Here is a 22,049-nt window from a genome sequence, read left to right on the forward strand (position 1 = left end):
CTCATTTGGATCAAGCTGCCTAATGAAATAACCGTGTCTAACTTTTAGGGGTCACTTCAATTTCCGCTCTTTTTTATCCTTTTACAATTGAAATTATTGAATCCCTTCTGGTAACTTAATTGAATCAAACTTTTCATATGAATCAATCTTTATACTCACAACTGCATCCAACTTTTCCTTATCTGTACTAGCTTTTTTATCTGCGTTACTTTCACTCACTTTTATAGTTGTTCGCATCTCTTCAAATTTATAATCTTTTGTTATTATATATTCAATGTTAAACGCATCCATACTAAATCCTTCAGTTAATTTTTTCATATCTCCATTAATTTTTTGTAACGTATCTACTGCTTCTTTTCCCTTTAATTCAAGTGTAAGTTTATATGTGTCCCCATCCTTCTTTGCTTTCATTTTCTTAGCCAAAGCTTCCGGTAAATCTAACTCATTCAGTAAATTTTTACTGACCATTACATCATTTACATTAAATTGATCATTAGGTATCGTAACTAACTCTCCTGTATCAGGGTTTTTCACTTGAGCAGCGACCTTTCCATCTACTTCATACGTTACAATATCTGTACCACTTATTTTCATTTCAGCTCTAGAATTCTTCAGTTTCGGCTCCATCTGTATTTTCATTTTAATCTCTTCTGATTGGCTGCTCCCCTTCATTGACATAAGAGATGTCAATGTAAGATATTCCTCTTGTTTTAATCCGTCAGCTGCTTTTTTAAAAATATCCTTCGCTACTAACTCTTTTTCTTTTTTTACAGATACTGTTTTAGGTCCACTTGTTTTTTCACTGCTACAACCAGTTGTTAAACCTACTATTAGAGCCAAACTAGATATTACAACCATTTTCTTCATACTGATTCTCCCCATTTCCCGCTTAAAAATATTTTCATTTCATGTATAGTAAATCAACTGAAATAAATATATATACAATAATTATTTAACCTCTAAACTAAACCAGTTATTCAATCCGTATACTAACGTAACTAATGCTCCTATTACACCAAAAACAACAATATTTATACCAATTGATGAACCGAATAAAACAGCCATCATTGACACCATCAGTAATAGCATGGCGATACTATTTATCTTAATTTCTACTATGTCGCCATCCTTTACTTTCTTTTCTTTACTTCCAAAAAAAAATTGTTTTACTTTAATATTCGCTTCATCTAATTCAAAAGGAAGCGTATATTCTTCGTTATTCTCAAGTTTCATTACTACTTCGTTATCTACCTTTACTGCAACTCTTGCTGCTCCGCCCATTATCCCTGTTGCTCTTATTACTTTAATGCTCATATTAAATCCCCCTATTAGATTTCACTGCGACTATTAAAAAATTCCCCTTGTTGCACACTACTTCATCCTCCGTTTAATAAACATAATATTCCAAAAGGTATTATAACAAGTCCCTGTACAATATTTTGTCAAAATTTGTCGCGTTTCTACAAAAAGGATATTTTATCCATTACCGTAGAAAAAAGACTCTTACAATAGTAAGAGTCTTTTTTCTACAGTACACTTTCATTAGCTGAAGGATTATTACTTCATTAAGCAGTCTCACCCGCAAACAAAAACATACTATCACTTCGGCTGTAAAGTTAATACTTTCCCTTCAATTCCATCTGTATTTAAAGTAGTCATATGATACGTGCCATTTACCCAATCATCTATTTGATCATGATACCAATCGCTTCTAAAATGTCCTGACTGTCCTGGTCCCACTATATGATAACCGTTTGACATATCCTTCGTATCAATAACGAATCGCCAAGAAGCCCCGTGATTTACAATACCGTTATCGCCGTAACTCGCGGCTTGAACGGTAACTTGACTTCCGCCAATCGGAACTGGTTTCTCACGATTAAAAGCAAATAACTCTAACATACTAGATGATTTCGAAATTGGATGTGTAAAAGCAAGTTGATGGTAATCGCCCCACTTCCACTCTGCAACATCGGGTCCATACTCCTTCTGCAATTTCTTCATTACATTCTCGTACGATGTATGCACAACTTTTGTGAAGCCTCCATACTTAGAAAACCATACACTATTTTCTCCGGCTACTTGTTTCCGAATCAATTCATCAACAACTTGTGACTTTCCTTCAAATAACTCCATCACATCTTTCGGTATTTCTTTTGAAAATAACGTATTCGAAATCTCTTTCATTAACAAATGAAAAATTAATGGTGCCGCTTCATCTTTACTATCGTAAAAGTTCCACTTTGTTAATTGTTTTACGCCTTCTTTCTCTACTTCATTTAAAGCTGTTTTATGTAACTCTTTTAAAAATATTGGAGTAAACTCTTTCCCGTATAAATTCTTTTGATCCATCTGTAATCCTTCTAAATCTTTCACCGTATACTTGTCCTTCTCTTGCAAAAACTCTTGAATACGCATTTGTCTATATGGCTGCGCCCACGTATTGCTAATATGGTATGGATAATTATCATCCACAATTTTATTATTCGCAGTTGAAATAAATCCTTCTTTCGGATTTATTACTTTTGGCAGTTGATCATATGGGATATACCCTTCCCATTCATATTCATCAGTCCACCCTGGCACTGGCAAACTCCCATCACCTTTTTTACGCACTGGTATATTTCCATTCGCTTTATAAGCAATCGTGCCATCGTTTGATGCAAATACAAAGTTTTGAGTTGGTGTATGAAAATCTTGAAGTGCCGTTTCAAACTCATTCCAATCTTTCGCTTTATTCATATTTAATACAGCCTTTAATTCAGCAGAAGGCTCCAAAGCAGTCCATTTCAAAGCGAATACTGTTTTCGTTTTCTCTTTTCCTTTATCCGCAAACTCTGAAATGACTGGACCATGCCTCGTAACCGTCACATTATACGGAATTGTTTTCCCGCCTTTTACTTTAATAGATTCGTCAACAACAGTAGCCTTTTCCCACTTATCGTTATACAAAAATTCATTTTCATTATTAGGGTTTCTCTTTTCAATATATAAATCTTGCACATCAGGACCGGTATTCGTAACGCCCCATGCTATTTTGTCATTGTGTCCTAATATAACACCTGGCACTCCAGCGAAAATAACGCCACTCACATTTAAATCTTTCATTTCAAGTCTCGTTTGATACCATATAGAAGGTGTCGCAAGAGATAAATGAGGGTCATCCGCTAAAATTGGCTTACCTGACGCACTCTTCTCACCGCTCACAACCCAGTTATTACTACCGTTAAACTCCGGCGGAATTATCGTTTTTGAAAAACTTTGTGCTACGTCCACATTTGTATTTTTCAGTTCAGCGAGCAATCTAGGGGCATCTTTCGGATATGTAGGAAATATCTCATTTGCTTGCTCTTTCGGAAGATTTTTCAGCGCCCAATAACGAAACGCTTGCCCGTGCCAATGTCCTCCTAAATCAAACGCCATATACTTCCCAATCGTTAAAGTATCAACAATTGACCATTCAGCAGGTTCATAACCTAATATAGTAAACTCAACTGGCAATCTCTTTTCCGCTTTCGCTTCACGTATAAAAGCGTTCACCCCATCAGCAAATGACTGCAAAGCAAATTTTGCTTCCCCATCATATTGACTAACAGACGCTTCTGCTGCTCGCCGTAAACCGAGCGTTCGAAACAATTTATCTCTATCAACGGCTGCTTCTCCAACAACTTCACTTAACATACCAGAAGCTTGCCTTCTACTTAAATCCATTTGAAATAAGCGATCTTGTGCTTGCACATACCCTTGCGAAAAATATAAATCATGTGCATTTTCCGCTTTAATATGCGGTACCCCGTTACTATCTCGTTTCACCGTAACAGCATGTTGTAAATCCTCTAGCTTTTTCGTTCCATCTATCTTTGGCATAGATCTCAGCGTATATACGTTCAAAAAAATCACACTGCAAATAATCAATAAAAGAACGATACTACTAGACCAAATAAAAATTCTCTTACCTCTAGTTCGTTTCTTCTTTATAACAACTTCCATATAACCCCTCCTTTCTCAAACTATTCGCTTCTATTTTGAAAGAACCTTTTAAAATAGAAAAATCCTTATATGCTACGGATCATACAAAATGAATCCTTCCTTTTCTTCACTTAAATCTACTTGCCCTTTCTTACACCAATTCCTCAAAATCCCCTTCACATAAGCGAACGTTCGCTTATTATGTTCAAACGCAATTTTAAGTGCTTCTAGTACTACCTTTCCTGAAACTCTTTGTATCCAATCCTTCAATTCCTTCACGATATATGGGGATAAACTACTAATATGTTGTTCATAAAACTTGTACACTTTACTATTGGGAACGGCCTCTTCTATACTTTCTACCTCTTTCTCTTCAATAACTTCTTGTAAACTACTAGTATCCTCTTCTTCAGGCATACCAAAATGCTGCAATAACAATGGGATCTTCCATTCTTCTTCAAGACATCTACGTAAATACATATGTATGAACTCTTTATTTTTCACAGTCTTCAACTCACGTAACACACATTTTTCTACATTCGTATTTAAAATAGGGTTATAACGTAGCCAATTTACTATGAATAACTCTTTCGTTTCCATATCATAAAAAATCTTCCCATATTCAACAAACCGGTTTAATAGCTTCTCAACAGTTTCCATACTGTAACCTGTTTCAAGCTCTGCCACTCGCTTCGGTAATATGTAAATACCACATTGCTTCGTTTTCGTTCCCGTTAACAAATATATGTAAAAATAACGCTCCTCTGGTGTTAAATCTAATATGAATTCATCTTGCCAAAAGTTCACCTGCACATTACGGTACACCGCCATCTATTTCCCTCCACTCTTTGCTAGCAAATAAGAAATCCCAATCCTTCAATATAAATATAGGAATGTGAGAACTGTTTTGGCATTCGAATTACAAATTTTTTACTACTTCCTGTAAAGTAACAAAAAAGTTATTTATTCTTACCGCCAAAAACACAATAGACATCTGTCTATGTAAATGACAGATGTCTATTAAAGTCGTTTAAAAATCTAGTTGTTTCATAAACAATGGATTTTTAAGTGAGTAATAAAGTTGTTTCATTTGGGAGGCAAATAATGAAAATGTACCCTCATAATAAACATAACAAATAGAGTATTTTCATTTAAACTTTATAAAACTCAAATGTATTTTTTTCTAGACATATTGCTTCATCGGAACTTTTAATAATAATATCAAAACGTTGACTGTATGGATGCATAAACACTTTATACTGAATCCGACGTTCTGCATGAGACCGCCTTAAATAATTGATATCGGCTCCCCTTTCAGCAATATCTCGGCTAGACCTTCTCATTAATTCCGTTTCATCATCTGTATAGAAGTAAATTTTTAAATCAAATAGATCGGGATTAATAAATGCGACACACATTCCTTCTACAATTGTCACTTTGTTTTTTGAAGAAATTAACTCGCTTTTCATATAATGCGTATCTATCGTATAAAAATCTAAACCAGCCCTTACCATCTGAACATCTCTTTCTAAAGCAGACAAATGATGCGCTGATGGATGACAAGCCGTCATTTTATAATGATGATTTTCGTTTTGATATGTATAGTCAATAATTGCATGCTTTCGTATGTCTGAACTAACAATATATGGATCTGTATTAATATAATTCACTTCATTTTGATCTAGTAAGTCTACAAGCATATTAGCAAACGTTGTTTTTCCAGCAGCGCCATGTCCTGAAACACCAATAACAACCTGTTCATTAGTCCTACTAATCCAATTTATGATTTCTTGCAATAACTTATCCATCCTTCTCCCCCTTTTACTGATATACTGCCCTTATTTTAATTAGTTAAATATTGAGATGTCCCCTCATCTTATTATACATGAAAGAAAAAATAGCATAATGATCCATCGTACCATCTCTATTTTTGAACAACTATATTATTTGTGAACACTTACAACGACGTTTTATGTTTTCGCGCTTGTTTTGTTCTTGTAGTTGTTTTTGTTTTTGTTTTTGTTTTGTTTTTTCTTAGTGATTTATTACTTGGTAGGTGCTTATGAGGGGCTTTGAAGGGGCTATATAATGTTTTATTCTCGTCTAATTTTTAATTACACACGCCTCTTACAATCTTCTTATACTGTGTACACCTATAAAATTATATTGTTTCCGAAAATAAAAGTACTGAATTTTCTTCGTATATCCTTTTACTCTTCATATCTTTTTTATTACATTGGAATTTACCTACTCTTGAACATAAAAGAATAACAACTATGCCTTACCGAAAATTAATACGTTCTGTTCGCTTATTATTTGTAGAAGAACGATTCTTACGCATTCGCGGAATATTAGCATTGCTTATTTTCACTTCATTCAGTATTTTATGGACTTCTTTAGTATTACCTCTAAGCGCTACACCTCATAATCTATCACATACAGCTATTGGTGCATTCGGCCTTGCTGGGGTTGCAGGTGCATTAGCTGCTACGAAAGCGGGACAATTAGCAAAGGATTAGGACAACGAACAACTGGCATAGCCTTATCTTTATTAGTACTTTCATGGCTCCTAATTAAATTTATTAACTACTCTCTATTGTTACTAATTTTCGGCATTATCCTTTTAGATTTAGCTGTGCAAGCTATACATTTCACCAATCAAAGTATGCTTTTCACAGTGCGCCCTGAAGCAAGAAGTCGAATCACTGTCAGTTACATGATTTTTTATTCTATCGGTAGTGCAACGGGTTCCATTCTTTCAACAAATGTTTATGCAAAATACGGATGGAACGGAGTATGCCTATTAGGTGTATCCGTTAGTGCTTTTGCTCTTTTATTTTGGGCAATGACCTTACAGCAATCATCACAACTAAAAAAAGAATAATTCATTTATATATTTTCTAATATGCATTTTTCTACAAGACTATAGAATACCATTTACTTTTTAAAATAAATCAACGGCATTTTCATATTAAAAATGCCGTTGATTCCAAACTTTTATGTATGCGATTCGCCATGTCATGTTAATGGTTCCTATACTAACGAAATACCTCTATTACAAATTACCTTTAACTTGTCCAACAATCTCATTTATCGTATTTCGATCAAACTTATCACTAATTTCGTATGGCTTACGATCTTCTACTAATTGTACCCCTACGATGTCTTTTCGGTCTTTACCATATTGCACTTCAATAATAGCTCCACGCTCTATTTGTTTCCAAATGAGACCTGCTTCATCTTTATTATCTAAAATAATGCAGTCCTCAATACTTTCGTCAATCCCAATTAACTTATTATCATCCATATATCCAATCTCGTATTGTTGCCGTTCTTTCGCTTTGCCACTTACTAATATACCTTTGCTACCATATGAATAATCCATATAGTCCTTTTTCTCAGATTGTACCACTTTCGGCTTTTGTGCTTCCGTTTTTTCAGCAGCCCCACAACCTGTAATAAGACCAATCGGCATAGCCACCGTTAATACTACTCTAGTAAATTTCTTTATCATTTGTAACCAACCTCACATGTTAAACTTTAAATTCCATTTATCCCCTTACCAAATAATAACATAACACTACAGAGAAGATGCCAAAGATAAAATATTATTTACATTCTCCCACTTTAAAAACCGATGCGGAAAGTTATACATCTATTTTGTCTCTTTCCCGTTTACCTTAATGTAATATTCTCATGATTATAATTAGATGGAAGGTCAAAATCACAAACTGAATTGCCAAGGAATTATAGAAAGTAGACATCCTACTCACATACGATTAGTATTAAATTTGAGAGGTATGGAAAACTCGATAAAAAATATAAACTATATCATTACAATTAAAATGGTCTTTATATTAAGGAAGGAAGTGCACAGCTATGGATTTTAAAACAGTTATGCAAGAGCTTGAATCCCTCGGTAAGGAAAGAACGAAAAAAATATACATATCTAACGGTGCACACGAGCCAGTTTTCGGCGTAGCTACGGGCGCTATGAAACCAATCGCTAAGAAAATAAAATTAAATCAAGAGTTGGCTGAGGAACTTTATGCCACAGGTAACTACGATGCTATGTACTTTGCAGGCATTATTGCAGATCCAAAATCTATGAGTGAGTCTGATTTTGATCGCTGGATAGACGGGGCATATTTTTATATGCTATCCGATTATGTAGTGGCAGTAACTTTATCAGAGGCAAATATTGCACAAGATGTTGCTGATAAATGGATTACAAGTGGGGATGAGCTTAAAATGTCTGCAGGCTGGAGTTGCTACTGCTGGCTTTTAGGAAATCGCAAAGACAATGAGTTTTCCGAAAGTAAAATTTCCGATATGCTTAAAATGGTGAAAGATACGATCCATGATTCGCCAGAACGAACAAAATCCGCTATGAATAATTTCCTAAACACTGTGGCAATTTCATATGTACCACTACACGAAAAGGCAGTTGAGACTGCAAAAGAAGTTGGTATAGTTGAAGTAAAACGTGATAAGAAAAAAAGCAGTTTACTAAATGCTTCAGAAAGTATTCAAAAAGAACTTGATAGAGGCAGACTTGGTTTCAAACGTAAATATGTAAGGTGTTAAAAGTATGAAGGTGTCAATCTAAGTGAGATTGACACCTTTTTTTATGGACATTACTAGATTAATGGGACTCAAAGTTAAAGAGAACCAATCATTCATTTCCCTCTATACATCTAAAACTTCTTCTTTCAATTTATATACTCTATCTCTTTTCTCATCATCTTTGATAAAAATAAGTTTTCCTTCTTTAACAAAACCTTCTAATATTAAGCATACTTGACCATATGCTTTAGGCTTATTTGTTGTGAATCTTTCATCGGGTATTTTACCAGATCGTATTAATCGTTCGCATAGCTCAAGTACACTTATTTCTTCAGAATTAAGTAATTCCAAAATAGCTTTTTGCAATGGCGATAACGGTACGGGTATCTCAGCTACCTCCACCTTCTCTTCTTCTTCAAATAAATCTTCAAATGAAATTTGATTCATTACATCTTTTCCTTTCTCACAATTGATTTATATAACATGAACTGAATCCTATATGTACTGGAACTTTAAATATTATGTATTGTTATGTAGTACTTACCTTATTACATGAATTTCAAACTCATGTCCGTAATTCCATATAGTATGTTTCGATTATACCAAATATACGTTCTGTCTTCTATTATAGAATTTGTTATTACAGGAATGAAAGTAATAGTGAATATTTATCTCTTTTTTAGTTTTATAAACCATGTAAAAAAACAGAAAAAGTTTACATAACAAAATTATAGTTTCCTATTAATTTTCTATGCTAAAACGCAAAAAAGCACTTGTTGCCTTTAATTGACAATCAAGTGCTTTAAGTTCATATGTTTTCTAAGTTTTCAAGTCACTAGTCGCTTTAAGTTTGTACGTACAATTTTGATACTGAGAATATGAAATCTTTTGTATTTCATGACAAATAGTACGTTTAAACTAACGAACTTGTACGAACTATTTGTATGGTACAGTACCAATAAATTTAATTTCTATATTTTCGGATTCATCTCCACTTTTCGCTTCATTGTATTGAAAATCATAGAGTACAATAACAGAATTAATACTGTATGCTAATTTATCGTCATTTATTAACTCTTTTATTTTTGGGATAATTAGTTCGCTATAAGAAAAATCATTTAAAATATCGTCTACATTATTTTTAGGATTTTCATAAAAACAAATTTCAATGTTATCTTCATCATAATAACCAAATTCAAAGTTTGTTCCGAACTTTGAGTCTATTGAATCTCCATCTTCCGTATATTCTATATCAACATACTCCTCAAGATTTTCAAACGATTTAGAAACTCCAAACCACACTGAAGCCATTCCACTATATTCCATATTATCACTCCTCATTTTTTTAGAGTACCTGGTAATCCTTCTACTCCACCCTTGTATCTATAATGAGACCACATCTGTAACCTTCTTACAAATATATCATAGTCAAGTGATGTGTCTATTATTTCTAATATTTCATTATGCGCTCGCTTAGAACCCGGCGCACGATGATGTTTCCCTGGTGGATTAATAAACTCAACATCTTTTGTTGGTGTTCTCAATTCTTGGATTTGTTTAGCACTTATCCCCCATCTTTTAAAAGTAGGTGCTCTTGCAATCATTAACCATTCATGTAATTTTCCAGGCGATCTCAATCTTGAAGAAATTACTTTTTTAACTTCAGGATTAGCCCAAGCTATCTCTAATTCATCTAAAGTTATATTGTCAAACCACCTAATAAACTCACCATCTCTTACACTAGGAATATCTTTTGGGTTATAAATATTAGTACGAGATGTAATTTTAACAAAATTATTTTGAATAACCTCCGATTTTCTTTGGTTTGGAGTTTGTCTTTTTACTGTAGTTTCACCCGTACCCTTAGTTTCACTCTTAGCAACAGAAAATAACGCTCCAAGTGTTTTTCTTTCTCCTACATTCCCAACACCAGCTGCCAAAGGTTCAGGGAATACATTCGGGATATGAATATTTTTAATCTTCTCTCCGACATTCTTCATACTATTCGGCAACTTATTCATGAATGCCGTTACTTCTTCCAACTTACCAACTATTTATAAAGTTAAAGCATACCAATCAATTAAAAAAGCACTTGTTGCCTATCATAGACAATTAAGTACTTTAAGTTCATGTGTTTTTAAGTAGCATAAATTTATAAGTATTTTAGTAAAAGTATGAAACCTTATATGCATCGTGACAAGTACATTAAAACTTACGAGCTTGTACGAGTTCAATAGTTTCAGGTTCATTTTAAGTGTATATATTCGTAGCCTAATAAAACCTCATCTCACCTAAGCTCGTACTTTGTTTTCTGTTCTTTCATTGCACTCCATGATGATAGAACCATAGGAACTTCACCCGTCCCCTATGTTGTACTTTTAAATAATTCGGGGAAAAAGAAGAGGCTTTCTCTGGGTCGTTAGACCCTAAAGAAAGCCCCGTTTAAATTAAAGAGATTAACCAACTATTAACTAATTCCAATCAATAAAATCCTATCATTAGTTTTCAGGAATATATAAATTATCCACAAATTCAGAGAAACTTTTAGAAATTAGTCGGATGTATTCCTCTCTTAACTCGTTATCTTCTTCAAAGTAATCCATATCACAATGATATACACTACCTCTATCTTTCCCATCAATTGATAAACAAATCAAACTCCCCGCTGGGTCAATTCCAATTGGAAGAAAATTACTTGGTACCACTTGCATCAAATTATAACTTCTTAATTTCTCTTCTAGATTTATTTCATTTTCTATTGATAGAGGAAAAAACATTGCAACAGACGATGTTATTACGCCTTTCTTAGTTGTATCATTAGTTTTAAATCTTCGTTGCTCAGTTTTCCCTCCATTTTCAGACAGCAAAAATTGTTTATAATCATCAGGTAACAATATACCATACTTATTTTCGAAATCTTCGATATCTTCAATGCCAATAGGGGTAAAAGTATATTCAAAATCTAAATTCCTCATACAATTAACCTTCTTTCCTGTTCATTTTGTTTTTCTCAATCAGAGTATAATCTCTCAATCAATTCAGAAAAAGAGTCGCATATTAATTTAATTTTATCCTCATTCACTGATTCCTGATCATAGAAAACTACTGACGGAGAATCTTTAGTATCACAGTAATTAAAACAAATCAGTCCCCCAAATGGGTCTCTTGCAAATGGAATAATACCTTCCGGAAGTGAAGTTAATTCATAAACAACTTCTATATTTGCATCTTTGCTTGTAAAACTTAATAGACAATCAAAGACTGCTCCACCCTCATCATCATTAATATCATAAATATTAGGCTCAGGATAACCACCGTTATTTTTTTTAATGCATTCACGGTAGTCATCTGGAAATCTGACACCAAATGAATTCTCCACAGCAATAATTACTTGCTCATCTATCGCTCCATCCGTAAATAGCCAAGTTACTCGGCTCATTTTATCATCTCCAAAATAATTTTCTTCAGTTTACCTGTTCTACCGTCATCTCCACCACCCCAAATTGCTCTACCACCTGTATGACCCGCAACCTGATGTTCATAGTAATCAACAAGTTGCATTTTACCAGTCTCTTGATGATGATGCCATGTGACTGATTTTGGCTTCTTACCTAATTTGAATAGCTCAATATCTGTTTGGCTGAATTGTTTTGCCAAGTTTGGATCTTTCATTATATCGTCATATAATTTTTGTGAGAGATATTTAAACTGCACTGAGTCAGGCTCTATATAATATGACTCTGATAAAGATGTTTCATATTTTGAATTAAAAATTGGGTAACCATCTTTATCATATTTAACTTTATAAGTTTCCCCATTTTTCTTAGATGTAAATGTATAAGTAGTAATTCCTGTAGAATCATCTACTACTTTTTCTTCAAAATCTCTTGGTTTATTAGGTTTTCTACTATAAGGAGGTAAATCTCTAACTGCTTTTGTCATAGCTTCTTCATATTCTGCAGTTCTTTCATTAGTCGGTTTAATTTTTTTAGTTTGAGTACCTTCACCCGTACCCTATGTTGTAATCTTAAACCCTCACAATAAAAAAACAAACCATGTAAACCTTATTAAACTACTTCTTTTTCTTCCACTACCGGCAACTCATAAGCTGTTTTATATTTCATCATGCCATATACAATGTTTACAAGCCTTCTCATAATACATACCAATGCTTGTCCTTTTGTTTTTCCCTCTTTAAGTTTCTTTTGATAGTATGCATGAAACACTGGGTTTCTAGGTAACTTACTTCCTTTCGCTACTTGCACTTGTTGTACAGCTAAATTATAAAATAAAGCGTGTAGCGCCCTGTTTCCTTGTTTGCTTTTGTGTGTCTTACCTTTCCCACCAGAACCAAAGTAAACAGGTGCAATCCCCGCAAATCGTGCTAATTTATTGGCATTTGGAAATCGCCTTACATCCCCAATTTCTGCAATTAATGCCGATGCCGTCACAAGTTCTATTCCCGGCATCGTCTCTAATTGATAATCTAGTAGATTTACTAACCGTTTTAATTCTCTTTCGATGTATTTCATTTCCTTCTTTTTAAACTCAATATCTCGTACAATACTTCTTACTAAAAAGTCTCGTGTTTCTTGATATTCCTTCATTGTATGCCCATCTTCTTTTACAAGTTTTAATATGTCGCTCGCTTTCTTTACTGAACATGTATTGTTGCTAACATCTAATAAAAAAGCTGTTAATTTCTTTATATTCGCCCCCTCTAAACAAGAGGATGATGGATATTGCTGCCAAAATGCTAATGCTGTTTTTCCATCTAACTCTGAGAAAAACTTTTTATAGCTTGGATAATGATGGTTTAATTGAATATGTAGTTGGTTCTTTAATGCACTTTGTGCTTTTACTAATGCATTCCTTCTTGAAACTAGTTGTTGTATCGACCAAAATAAATCGTTTGGCTTTGCATCTGGTAATTGATTAAATTTGTTTACCAATATGCGTGCTACACATTCTGCATCCCAACTATCATTTTTTTGTATCATCACTTGGCTTTTTCGTTCTAAAAATGATAAAGCTGGATTTACTTCTTTCACTACTTGTTCATGATCTACTAAATATTTCGCTAACGCTCTTCCATAACCACCAACATCCTCTAAACCAAATACAACAATTACCCCAGCACTCACATATGTCTCTACTTCTAATAAAAACTTCGAAAATGCAGATGGTTTATTCTCAAATTGTATTTCTCCTAGTTTCTCTTGCCAGCAATTAATCATAACAGCCGTATGATGCTCCTTATGTAAATCTACTCCTACATACAAATAGTTCTGTCTATTATGCATAACTCATCCCTCTATTCAATGATTTAGTCATATATAAAAATGTCGGCAACCTTAGTTCGAGCGTTCATCTTCCGATGCGCATAGGTACGCAAGCCTATCCATTTTTCATAACTCTAGTAGTATGTATAGTAAAATGAGCTAATTTTTTAAGTGAGTTTATAAAATAATTGCTGGATGTTTCCCATTTGTTTGTATTTGTCCGTATGTATATACCCCTCGATAAAAGTTCTCTCGGTCTAACATGCGTTTCACTTGTACTTTCGTAAACCGTTTCCCTTTCTCTGTACAATAGCCTTCCATATTCAGTCTTTCTGCCAATTGAGTAAGTGACCAATGCTTAAAAAAGTGTCGTAGCTCAAATAGTCTACGTACAACGATTGCTTTATTAGTATCCACTTCTAACACTTTTTGTCCTTTATTTGCTCTGTAACCAAACATCACACCGCCACCTGCATATCCACCTTGTTCTGCTTTTTTCTTTCTGCCTCTACTTAGCTTTAATGCAATCTCAAGACGTTGATATTGATCTAATAGCTCTAACATACCATTTACTAAAAAGTCATTTGGGTCATGCGTGTATATACTATAATTTGGTTGTTCAATTGCTTTCACATCTACCTTGTGTTTCTTTAGCTCTCGTTGTATTAACACTTTTGCCATATCAGAGCGCCATAACCGAGATGTATTTAGTACAATAACTTTGCTCACTTGATGATATGCCATATCCGACAATAGCTCTTGTAGACCTTCACGTTCAACTGTTAATCCATCTTCATCTACTGTCGCTCCGCTGATTCCTTTATCTTCGTATATGTGAAGCAGTTGTAGTTTATTTTCGATGCAGTACCGTTCAATTTCTTCTACTTGATACGTTAGGCTATACCCTTCACGCACTTGTCCTTCCGTTGAAACTCGTACATAACCAACTACTTTCTCTCCCATATTGAGCCCCTTCCCGTTACAGCAATTAAAGTCCCTGTAACGTTTACCCGTTTTTTGCGGATAACGTATGCATAACGTCCATCCGTTAAAACGTACTTTACGATGACTTCAAAAAATAATACAACCCTTTATTTTTATACTTGTTTTTCCTCTACTATCGTCATACCCTGTACACAGCCATTACAATCCATAAAAATTTAACACTTAGTGCACTTATAAAATTATAGTGCTCTTTTAAATTTTTACGTTAAAACACAAAAAAGCACTTGTTGCCTTTAATTGACAATCAAGTGCTTTAAGTTCATCTGTTTTTAAGTAGCTGTAAATTTGTAAGTTTTATAGTAACAGTATGACACCTTTTATATGTCGTGACAACTACTACGTTAAAACTTACGAGTTTGTACGAGTTCATTAAATTCATGTCCATTCCATGTGTTTATATTCGTCACCCAATAAAATGTCATCTCGCCTAAGCTCGTACTTCGTTTTCTATTCTATCATTGCACACAGTACTCTATGATGGTACAACCATCATGGAGTATGTATTTTCAAACAGCCTATTATTTTTTCTATCTTTTATTTAGTTAAATGGGATTATTCGGAAATTCACTATAATACTTATCGATTAACGCTTTATAATTTTCATCATTTGGTACTTCGCCTAAGTATTTATTTTTCCAAATAATCATTTGGTCACTAAAACTATATTCCGTATCAAACCAATTTGTATAATCATAATGTAACTTAAATTTCCCACTACTCTCTAGGGACATTGTAAAAGAATACCAAAGTTCTTGCTCATTATCTTTAAAAACCTTTCTAAGTTCCTTACTCAATTTATATAAAACATCTTCTTTTCTCTCAAATTCATCTTCATCAATTTGATATTTAAAAGGAATTTCTACACTATATTTATATTGCTTATTTTCAAGTGTATTATAAAAAAAGTAAGTTCCTCCCCCATTTTCTGATATTTGAGCATAAAAATAAAATTTATTCCAATCTTCTGGAATCATTTCATTAACTGTTTCAGCTATCTCTCTATATAATCTATTCATTTCCTTTTCCATACTCAACCTCCTGCTCTATTTTCAATGGTTTTCTTAAATATTCCTTTACCTTCAATTTCATAAACTACTTTATATGAATCTGGTCTTAATGAAGTCCCAACAAAAACTGGCTTAATTTTTACAGATACTTTTTTTGGTGGAATCTCTTTCAGAGCGTTTGCCCACTCAGTCTCCATCTTGTACCACTCTCCACCAGAGCGATTAATTTGCCTATTCTGAGCAAGCAAATTATCAATATCTCCCGAACCACGAAACTGAGTTCCTATCAAGTGTCCACCATCATCATCAACCAATCTATCTTCTCGACCTGCTGCCACTTGCATTCCCGGGTTTCGCGTTCCTTTTTGAAGTATTAACTCTTCCGCATTTACATCTACTATTCTACCAAGTTCATCTGTTGTATATTTATAATTCTCCTCAGTAATATAACGTACGTTTGGTGCAAGTTCTTTCCTTCCATTCTTCCCTTTAATGATGTGTTCCCCAAAATTTTCTCCTGTTATTTCAGTTATCTCACTATTCTTACCCGTACCCTTAACCCCACCACTCTCCAAATTCGAGATCCTACTCTGAATACTCGCCTTTGAGGCATCATGGGCTTCTTGGAATTTCCCGCTATAGTTCGTTCCAGATCTAACGACACTTCCATCTGGCATTATTTCTACACCTTTAAAGATTGGGGATACGGAGTCCACACCTTTTGCTACTAGACCTTTTATGAAGTAGTCCGCATCATTAATCTTATCTACGGTTTTCCAGCCTTGTATTTTTAAATTTTTTAATAGATTATTTTCCTTAAGCGATTGTACCACATTTTTACCCAAATTTGGATTAAAACCAGGCATTCCTTCTTTGAATTTTAATAATTTCGCTAAATCAGCTAATTCACTCGTGCCTTTGAATGCTTTTACTCCTTTTCCTACTGCTCCAACAACTGGGATTGCATCTAATCCGCCAAAAATGATGTTTCCTACCCGCTCTTCTTGGCTCAATTTCCGGTGTGTTCCCCAGTCTTCTCCGTCGATACCGCTTTTTATTTGTACAGCGCCGTATACAACTGCGGCAGCGGCCCCGAGTGGTGGACAAAGGATTGTTGTGATGATGATTCCTGCGCCTATTCCTATGTCTCGTATCATTTCTAGTTTTTTCTGTTCATCTTCTATCGATTTGTATTCAAATCCTCGTGTGGATGGGACTACTTTCTTGTATTCTTCATAATTTAGTTTTGCATCTGGGTTTTGTTTTTTTAGTTCTTTGTACTCCGCTTTCAGTACGTTATCAAATGCAGGTGAATCTTTAAAAATATCTTCTACAGTTATTTTATCTTTTTTTGTTTGTATTGTTTGCGGTACACTTCCGTATCCCGCGTGCGCATCTGGTAATACTGTCGTTGTTGTAGAGCCAATTCGGTTATTTGTTTCGAAGCTAAGAATAGATGTATCTCTCATTTTTTGAGCGAATTTATCCATTTCTACTAAAAAAGGTTTATCTATATGTTCAGACACCAATCGCCCTGCTTCTCCGCAATATTTTTGTAATGTCGAATAGCTATCAAGTAATTCCCCTATTTTTTGCGATTGATCTTTTGGGCTAAAATGTATACTACCATCTGAGTCTAAATCTCGTATTCTTCCATCAATTCTTTTTAATGATTCATTTGCGTCCCGTAATTTCATGAGTGCATCTTTTGTAATTCGATTCATACCATCTCCCATGTTTTGCCATGGTTCAGGTCTATATTTCACATCCATTTCGTTTTCATCCCCCAGCCGTATGGTGATTTCTACAACTTACTTAATCTTTCACGTAATTGTTCGTCCTTTTCAAGCATTTCTACACATACATTTCCTACAACTTTCGCCGACCTCAAATAGTGTTCAGACAATTCAAGTGTTTTGTGTAATATATCAGGATATTTTTCAATTACTCTCATCGCTTCACCTTTTTGATAAAAATCACTGCTTAATAAACTCTCAATATTTGTTCCAATGACGTCTAAATGGATTTTATATATATTTTCTAACTTCATTACTATATCAAGTAGTTCTTGAAAATTAACTAATACTTCTTCTCCACCACCAGAACCACTATCTCCCATTGATACTTGCATTATTGCATACCTCCTAACGAGAATTGTCTCGGGTCAATTAACTTTTTATATGGCATTTTTAACACGTCATACAATTTCTTATTAACCGCATAGAGGCTCACCCAGTCATATCGATTACGATCTACATCTATTTGAACGAAATCTTCTCCTTCAGTGAAATATAAGAAACATTCCCATTTTCCTCCTCTATTACTTCGAGGCCTCGTATACGTTTCTATCGCTATAACGTCTTTATTTGATAAATCTTTCCCCTCAAATGTTTGTTGTTCTGTTTCTGTCATTCTCTTTGAGAAAAATGTATCTTCTATTTCTCTCGGTTCTCTCAATAAGAAAGGGATGCGTGTTAATAATGAAAAATATACGTCTGGCTTTGGTATGTAGTCGATCTCGTATTTTTTATTTGGCTCTACTTCTGTTAATACAGCCACTCGGTCTTTATCATGTTTCAAAAAGCCAATTAATACATTATTAATTCTCGTGTATTCATGACAATTTTCATATTCCTTTAATAGCTCAATCATTTGAAAAGCTGCAGAGGTAATTCCATTTTCACTTGTAAGCAAGCCTTTTTCTTTTAAACTCATAGTTGCTTTCGTGACACATTCTTCATCAAGTAAAATAATTACGTCACGGTTTGGCAATCCAAATATATCCGTAACCCCGGCTGCACCTGCGAGAACATATAATTCAGCTGGTGCAAAATTCCTTTCTTTTCCCATTCTTTTATCCCTCATTTCTCCATCACAACTGTTTTATCGCCCTTACTTCCGATCTATCTCCGTACGTTTGAATACTTTTATCTAACTCTTTCAAAGCTTTCGTATGTCCTTCAAATGCATCTACCAGTTCTGAGTTATATTGAATGATTAAATCTAGATAACTTAAAAAGGCATCTCTCGTTTTTCCATTCCAGTTTGCACATGTAACGTATGCTTTTAAGTTTTTCGCTTCGTTTAAAGAATCCTTCATACCATTTTCAATGTTTTGTGCGTAGGAAATGGCACTTGCAGTGTTACTTCCTATAATTTCAACCTCTTTACCACTCATGTAGATTCCCTCCATTCTTTGTATGCTTAATGGATAAAGTTTTCAAATTCCTTTTTCTTTTCTTCAAAAGCCTTGGTCGCTGCAGCGTATGCTGACGCTTTCTCCGCTTCTGCTTTAGCTTTATATTCCAAATACTTTGCATAAGCTGTACCTTTTGCAGATCCAACATCGCTTAATGCACTTTTAAAATAGGATACTAATGTATTTAATTCTTCATCCTTTTCATGACGTTTTTGTTCAAATTCAACTGCCGGAATTTTATTAGCTTCCAAGCCATTACTTTTACTCTCATAATCTCTCTTCGCTGATTCAGCCTCTTGAATGAATTGCTTTAACTCTCTTTCTTTATCTTTTAAATAATCATGTAAATCATCATACCGATCTCGTTTCCTCGCACTTTCTGTAAAACCAGACGCATTTAAAAAAGCATTGTACAATTCATCTAACATCTTTCTCCCCCTTTATTACAATAATTATGTAGTTAAATTCGTATATATAAACATGAATATTCATTACATTAAGAATTAACAAATAATTATTTTTGCATATTGCTATTTTATCAAAGGGGTTTTAACATTTCCATATTTTATAAATAGCTTTCGCATTTTTCTTCAATTGTAATACCTGAAAAGCAGGCAGTCTTTAAGGCCTAATTAAGTAAGTATTCTATGTTACGAATGAAAAAGGATCTGATATAAATATCAGATCCTTTTTCACTGCTTCTTTTATAAATTTAATTTCTTGATACATACATCGTTTCACACGATAACTGGTTCATACGTGCTCAAATTATCATACACAGTTTTTACAATACTAGGCGGAAGGTTAACACATCCTCAGATCCACCTTTTCCTGTGGCAGTGCATAATGTTTAATAGAATCAAAGCATATTTTTACTTGCCTGACTTAATTTTTTCGCTATACTCTTCTAAAGTTAACCCTTTTTCTTTTAGATACACAGCAACTTCTTTTCCTACATAACGATAGTGCCATGGCTCATACTTAATGCCAGTAATATTCTCTTTATCTTTCGGATAGCGGAGAGTAAACCCATACTCTGCAGCATTCTTATCTAACCATTTGAATGCATCAGTCGTTTCAAATTTTGCATTTAAATCTTCTACTGTATTCTGCCATTCAACTGAAATAATGTCTAACGCTAATCCCGTATGATGTTCACTTGCACCAGGATACTGAAGATATTCCAATGCTTTAGCACTAGCCTCTTTATCCGACAAACCTTGAGATTTATAGCTTTTAACTGAAGCATCATAATAAGTTTGTTGTAATTTTATAGCTCGATAACCTGATCTTAAATAAAGATTGATTCCCTCTTTTTTTGCAGCTGCTACCATATCCTGATAGGAAGTTGCAATTCTACTATCTATTTTCATATTTGGCTTCGCATTTTGAGTAATACTTGTTAATTCAATTCCTAGTTCCTTTGATAACATATGCTCTCTATTTACAAGAATAATTCTCCAATCATTAACATCAGAGATAGGTAAAACATCTTTTTTATTCGCATTTATCTCATTTTTATTTTTATCGTTATTATTAGTAGTTTCCTGAGATGTTTGCTTTCCACTACAAGCAGCAAGGCTCCATCCCATTGCCAATACCAATGCTAAAATTATAAATTTTTTAATTGTATCTCATTCCCTTTTTGTTTATTAGTCTTTATACCAATTTCCCAACACATCTCTAGGAATCTCCTTGAAATCCTCTAAAGAAACGGGGCCGACAAATTTTTTAATCCCATGATTTTTAGAATCTTCATCCGAATAATCTTTTAAAAATTGAATTTTAAATTGTTTCTTACCATCAGCATAGTCGGTTACTGTCGGTACGAGTGCCGCTTGTCTTATACCAAAAGTTTTATCTTCATACTTAACAAATTGTATATAAGATAATCCTCCTACCAATGTTTCTAATTTTTCTTGAGCAGAAATAAGATTTCCAAGAGAATAATAGATTAGCGTTTCATGTCCATCTTTATTTTGTTTCCACTCAATTGGTTGAATTACATGTGGATGATTTCCAATTACTACATCTACACCTAAATCTGTTAAATATTGAGCAACTTCTTTTTGTTGCTTTGAAGGTGTAGAGGTATATTCTACTCCCCAATGCACCATAACAATCACCATATCAGAGCTACTCTTTGCCTTTTCCACATCATTTTGGATCGCTTTTTTATCCATTACATTTAATGCCCAAGACTTATCAGCTGGAATTTTAATTCCATTCGTACCGTATGTATAATTTAGTAACGCAAAACGAATACCATTTTTTGTAATCGTTTTTATTTCATTACGCTCATTTTGATTCTCATTAATGCCTAATGGGATAACATCCGGATATTTCTTCCAGTATTCTCTTGTATTCGCAACACCTTTAATACCCATATCCATAGCGTGATTTGTCGCTTGCGTCACTATATTGAATCCAGTGTCCACTAAAGATTGACCTACTTCTTCAGGTGTATTGAAAGTCGGATATCCCTGTACTTTTAGATTATTTCCTGCTATTGGAGTCTCCTGGTTCACTATAGCAAGATCACTTGATTGAACAGCTTTTTTGATATTTTCATAAATATAGTGATAATCATATGAACCGTCTTTTTGTTTGCCATCTTTAATTACTGCATCATGATATAAATTATCACCCGTTGCCATTACATTCACAACCGATTTTACTTTTTTATCTTCAATAAAATTAGGAGACTGTTGAATGGGACTTTTCTCTACCCAGTTTGGTGCTTTTAATGATGTATCTGTATTTGATTGAGCCGGTGGTGATGAAGCTTTAGATGACTTAACATCTGTATTATCACAAGCGGTTAAAAGTACTAAAAAAATAAGACATAATAAAAATTTATTTTTACTTCTCTGTAAATTATGTAACATGTAATCCTCTTTTCTGTTCTATTACTTATAACCAATTTTAACAAATAACTTTTTAAACAACGTATTTTGGTTTTACACTTCATTATGGAAGGACACTCTGTTACATCTGCTTCGGAATATACGGATAACCGTT

23 protein-coding genes and 1 pseudogene are annotated in these 22,049 nt (G+C 33.9%); 2 read left to right on the forward strand and 22 right to left on the reverse strand.

Annotated elements, in window-relative coordinates; all coding sequences use genetic code 11:
* Positions 1 to 93 precede the first annotated feature (93 nt).
* From JDS98_RS26320 to JDS98_RS26340, 5 genes are all read right to left on the reverse strand, one after another.
* Positions 94 to 867, reverse strand: coding sequence for a DUF6612 family protein (locus JDS98_RS26320; protein ID WP_000738998.1), 774 nt, complete (start codon positions 865 to 867; stop codon positions 94 to 96).
* An 81-nt stretch (positions 868 to 948) separates the two neighbouring features.
* Positions 949 to 1,314, reverse strand: coding sequence for a hypothetical protein (locus JDS98_RS26325; RefSeq protein ID WP_000025019.1), 366 nt, complete (start codon positions 1,312 to 1,314; stop codon positions 949 to 951).
* 285 nt (positions 1,315 to 1,599) lie between these two features.
* On the reverse strand, positions 1,600 to 3,990 hold the full coding sequence (locus tag JDS98_RS26330) for a penicillin acylase family protein (protein WP_199634496.1): 2,391 nt from the start codon (positions 3,988 to 3,990) through the stop codon (positions 1,600 to 1,602).
* 72 nt (positions 3,991 to 4,062) lie between these two features.
* Positions 4,063 to 4,800 (reverse strand): DnaD domain-containing protein, encoded by a 738-nt coding sequence (locus JDS98_RS26335; RefSeq protein ID WP_097959456.1) that lies wholly within the window; start codon positions 4,798 to 4,800, stop codon positions 4,063 to 4,065.
* A gap of 320 nt (positions 4,801 to 5,120) precedes the next feature.
* Positions 5,121 to 5,777 (reverse strand): uridine kinase family protein, encoded by a 657-nt coding sequence (locus tag JDS98_RS26340; RefSeq protein ID WP_000359525.1) that lies wholly within the window; start codon positions 5,775 to 5,777, stop codon positions 5,121 to 5,123.
* 396 nt (positions 5,778 to 6,173) lie between these two features.
* Here JDS98_RS26340 and JDS98_RS26345 point away from each other — a divergent pair.
* Positions 6,174 to 6,853, forward strand: a pseudogene (locus tag JDS98_RS26345) (MFS transporter); the annotation flags it as partial.
* A gap of 171 nt (positions 6,854 to 7,024) precedes the next feature.
* On the opposite strand, the gene JDS98_RS26350 reads toward JDS98_RS26345, so the two are convergent.
* Positions 7,025 to 7,483 carry a hypothetical protein gene (locus JDS98_RS26350; RefSeq protein ID WP_097959455.1) on the reverse strand — a complete coding sequence of 153 codons (459 nt, stop codon included), beginning with the start codon at positions 7,481 to 7,483 and terminating at the stop codon, positions 7,025 to 7,027.
* A gap of 365 nt (positions 7,484 to 7,848) precedes the next feature.
* Here JDS98_RS26350 and JDS98_RS26355 point away from each other — a divergent pair, with 365 nt between their 5' ends.
* Positions 7,849 to 8,556 (forward strand): DNA alkylation repair protein, encoded by a 708-nt coding sequence (locus tag JDS98_RS26355; protein WP_087970210.1) that lies wholly within the window; start codon positions 7,849 to 7,851, stop codon positions 8,554 to 8,556.
* A gap of 102 nt (positions 8,557 to 8,658) precedes the next feature.
* Here JDS98_RS26355 and JDS98_RS26360 read toward each other — a convergent pair whose 3' ends face one another.
* The 16 genes from JDS98_RS26360 to JDS98_RS26435 form a co-directional block, all read right to left on the reverse strand.
* Entirely contained in the window at positions 8,659 to 8,982 is a 324-nt protein-coding gene (locus JDS98_RS26360; RefSeq protein ID WP_097959453.1) for a DUF3895 domain-containing protein, read from the reverse strand.
* 489 nt (positions 8,983 to 9,471) lie between these two features.
* On the reverse strand, positions 9,472 to 9,861 hold the full coding sequence (locus tag JDS98_RS26365) for an immunity 22 family protein (protein WP_098912070.1): 390 nt from the start codon (positions 9,859 to 9,861) through the stop codon (positions 9,472 to 9,474).
* Between the two features lie 11 nt (positions 9,862 to 9,872).
* Positions 9,873 to 10,556 carry a hypothetical protein gene (locus JDS98_RS26370; protein WP_098912071.1) on the reverse strand — a complete coding sequence of 228 codons (684 nt, stop codon included), beginning with the start codon at positions 10,554 to 10,556 and terminating at the stop codon, positions 9,873 to 9,875.
* 477 nt (positions 10,557 to 11,033) lie between these two features.
* A complete protein-coding gene (locus JDS98_RS26375) occupies positions 11,034 to 11,510 on the reverse strand; it encodes an SMI1/KNR4 family protein (RefSeq protein WP_098912073.1) in 477 nt (158 codons plus the stop codon).
* A gap of 35 nt (positions 11,511 to 11,545) precedes the next feature.
* Positions 11,546 to 11,974, reverse strand: coding sequence for an SMI1/KNR4 family protein (locus tag JDS98_RS26380; RefSeq protein WP_000092333.1), 429 nt, complete (start codon positions 11,972 to 11,974; stop codon positions 11,546 to 11,548).
* Complete coding sequence (locus JDS98_RS26385) at positions 11,971 to 12,477, reverse strand: HNH endonuclease (protein WP_199634497.1); 507 nt, start codon at positions 12,475 to 12,477, stop codon at positions 11,971 to 11,973. The genes JDS98_RS26380 and JDS98_RS26385 overlap by 4 nt, the downstream gene beginning before the upstream one ends.
* Before the next feature lie 125 nt (positions 12,478 to 12,602).
* The gene (locus JDS98_RS26390; protein ID WP_199634498.1) at positions 12,603 to 13,838 is read right to left on the reverse strand and encodes an IS110 family RNA-guided transposase; all 1,236 of its coding nucleotides are present in this window, start codon (positions 13,836 to 13,838) and stop codon (positions 12,603 to 12,605) included.
* A gap of 156 nt (positions 13,839 to 13,994) precedes the next feature.
* Positions 13,995 to 14,780: a recombinase family protein gene (locus tag JDS98_RS26395; RefSeq protein WP_063261457.1), complete on the reverse strand. Its 786-nt coding sequence runs from the start codon at positions 14,778 to 14,780 to the stop codon at positions 13,995 to 13,997.
* Between the two features lie 584 nt (positions 14,781 to 15,364).
* Complete coding sequence (locus tag JDS98_RS26400) at positions 15,365 to 15,850, reverse strand: antitoxin YezG family protein (RefSeq protein WP_000410099.1); 486 nt, start codon at positions 15,848 to 15,850, stop codon at positions 15,365 to 15,367.
* Positions 15,851 to 15,852: 2 nt separating this feature from the next.
* The gene (locus JDS98_RS26405; RefSeq protein WP_199634499.1) at positions 15,853 to 17,601 is read right to left on the reverse strand and encodes a DNA/RNA non-specific endonuclease; all 1,749 of its coding nucleotides are present in this window, start codon (positions 17,599 to 17,601) and stop codon (positions 15,853 to 15,855) included.
* A gap of 32 nt (positions 17,602 to 17,633) precedes the next feature.
* Entirely contained in the window at positions 17,634 to 17,960 is a 327-nt protein-coding gene (locus JDS98_RS26410; protein ID WP_001198200.1) for a hypothetical protein, read from the reverse strand.
* The gene (locus JDS98_RS26415; protein ID WP_000514190.1) at positions 17,960 to 18,679 is read right to left on the reverse strand and encodes a DUF5081 family protein; all 720 of its coding nucleotides are present in this window, start codon (positions 18,677 to 18,679) and stop codon (positions 17,960 to 17,962) included. Before JDS98_RS26415 ends, JDS98_RS26410 begins: the two co-directional genes overlap by 1 nt.
* Before the next feature lie 22 nt (positions 18,680 to 18,701).
* Complete coding sequence (locus JDS98_RS26420; RefSeq protein ID WP_000014533.1) at positions 18,702 to 19,007, reverse strand: WXG100 family type VII secretion target; 306 nt, start codon at positions 19,005 to 19,007, stop codon at positions 18,702 to 18,704.
* Positions 19,008 to 19,033: 26 nt separating this feature from the next.
* Complete coding sequence (locus tag JDS98_RS26425) at positions 19,034 to 19,456, reverse strand: hypothetical protein (RefSeq protein WP_098711909.1); 423 nt, start codon at positions 19,454 to 19,456, stop codon at positions 19,034 to 19,036.
* Between the two features lie 444 nt (positions 19,457 to 19,900).
* Positions 19,901 to 20,632 carry a M15 family metallopeptidase gene (locus tag JDS98_RS26430; RefSeq protein WP_000241997.1) on the reverse strand — a complete coding sequence of 244 codons (732 nt, stop codon included), beginning with the start codon at positions 20,630 to 20,632 and terminating at the stop codon, positions 19,901 to 19,903.
* A 48-nt stretch (positions 20,633 to 20,680) separates the two neighbouring features.
* Positions 20,681 to 21,916: a CapA family protein gene (locus JDS98_RS26435; RefSeq protein ID WP_087970201.1), complete on the reverse strand. Its 1,236-nt coding sequence runs from the start codon at positions 21,914 to 21,916 to the stop codon at positions 20,681 to 20,683.
* Positions 21,917 to 22,049 lie beyond the last annotated feature (133 nt).

It is taken from the genome of Bacillus cereus group sp. N11 (genome assembly GCF_016483605.1).
Lineage (GTDB): Bacteria > Bacillota > Bacilli > Bacillales > Bacillaceae_G > Bacillus_A > Bacillus_A toyonensis.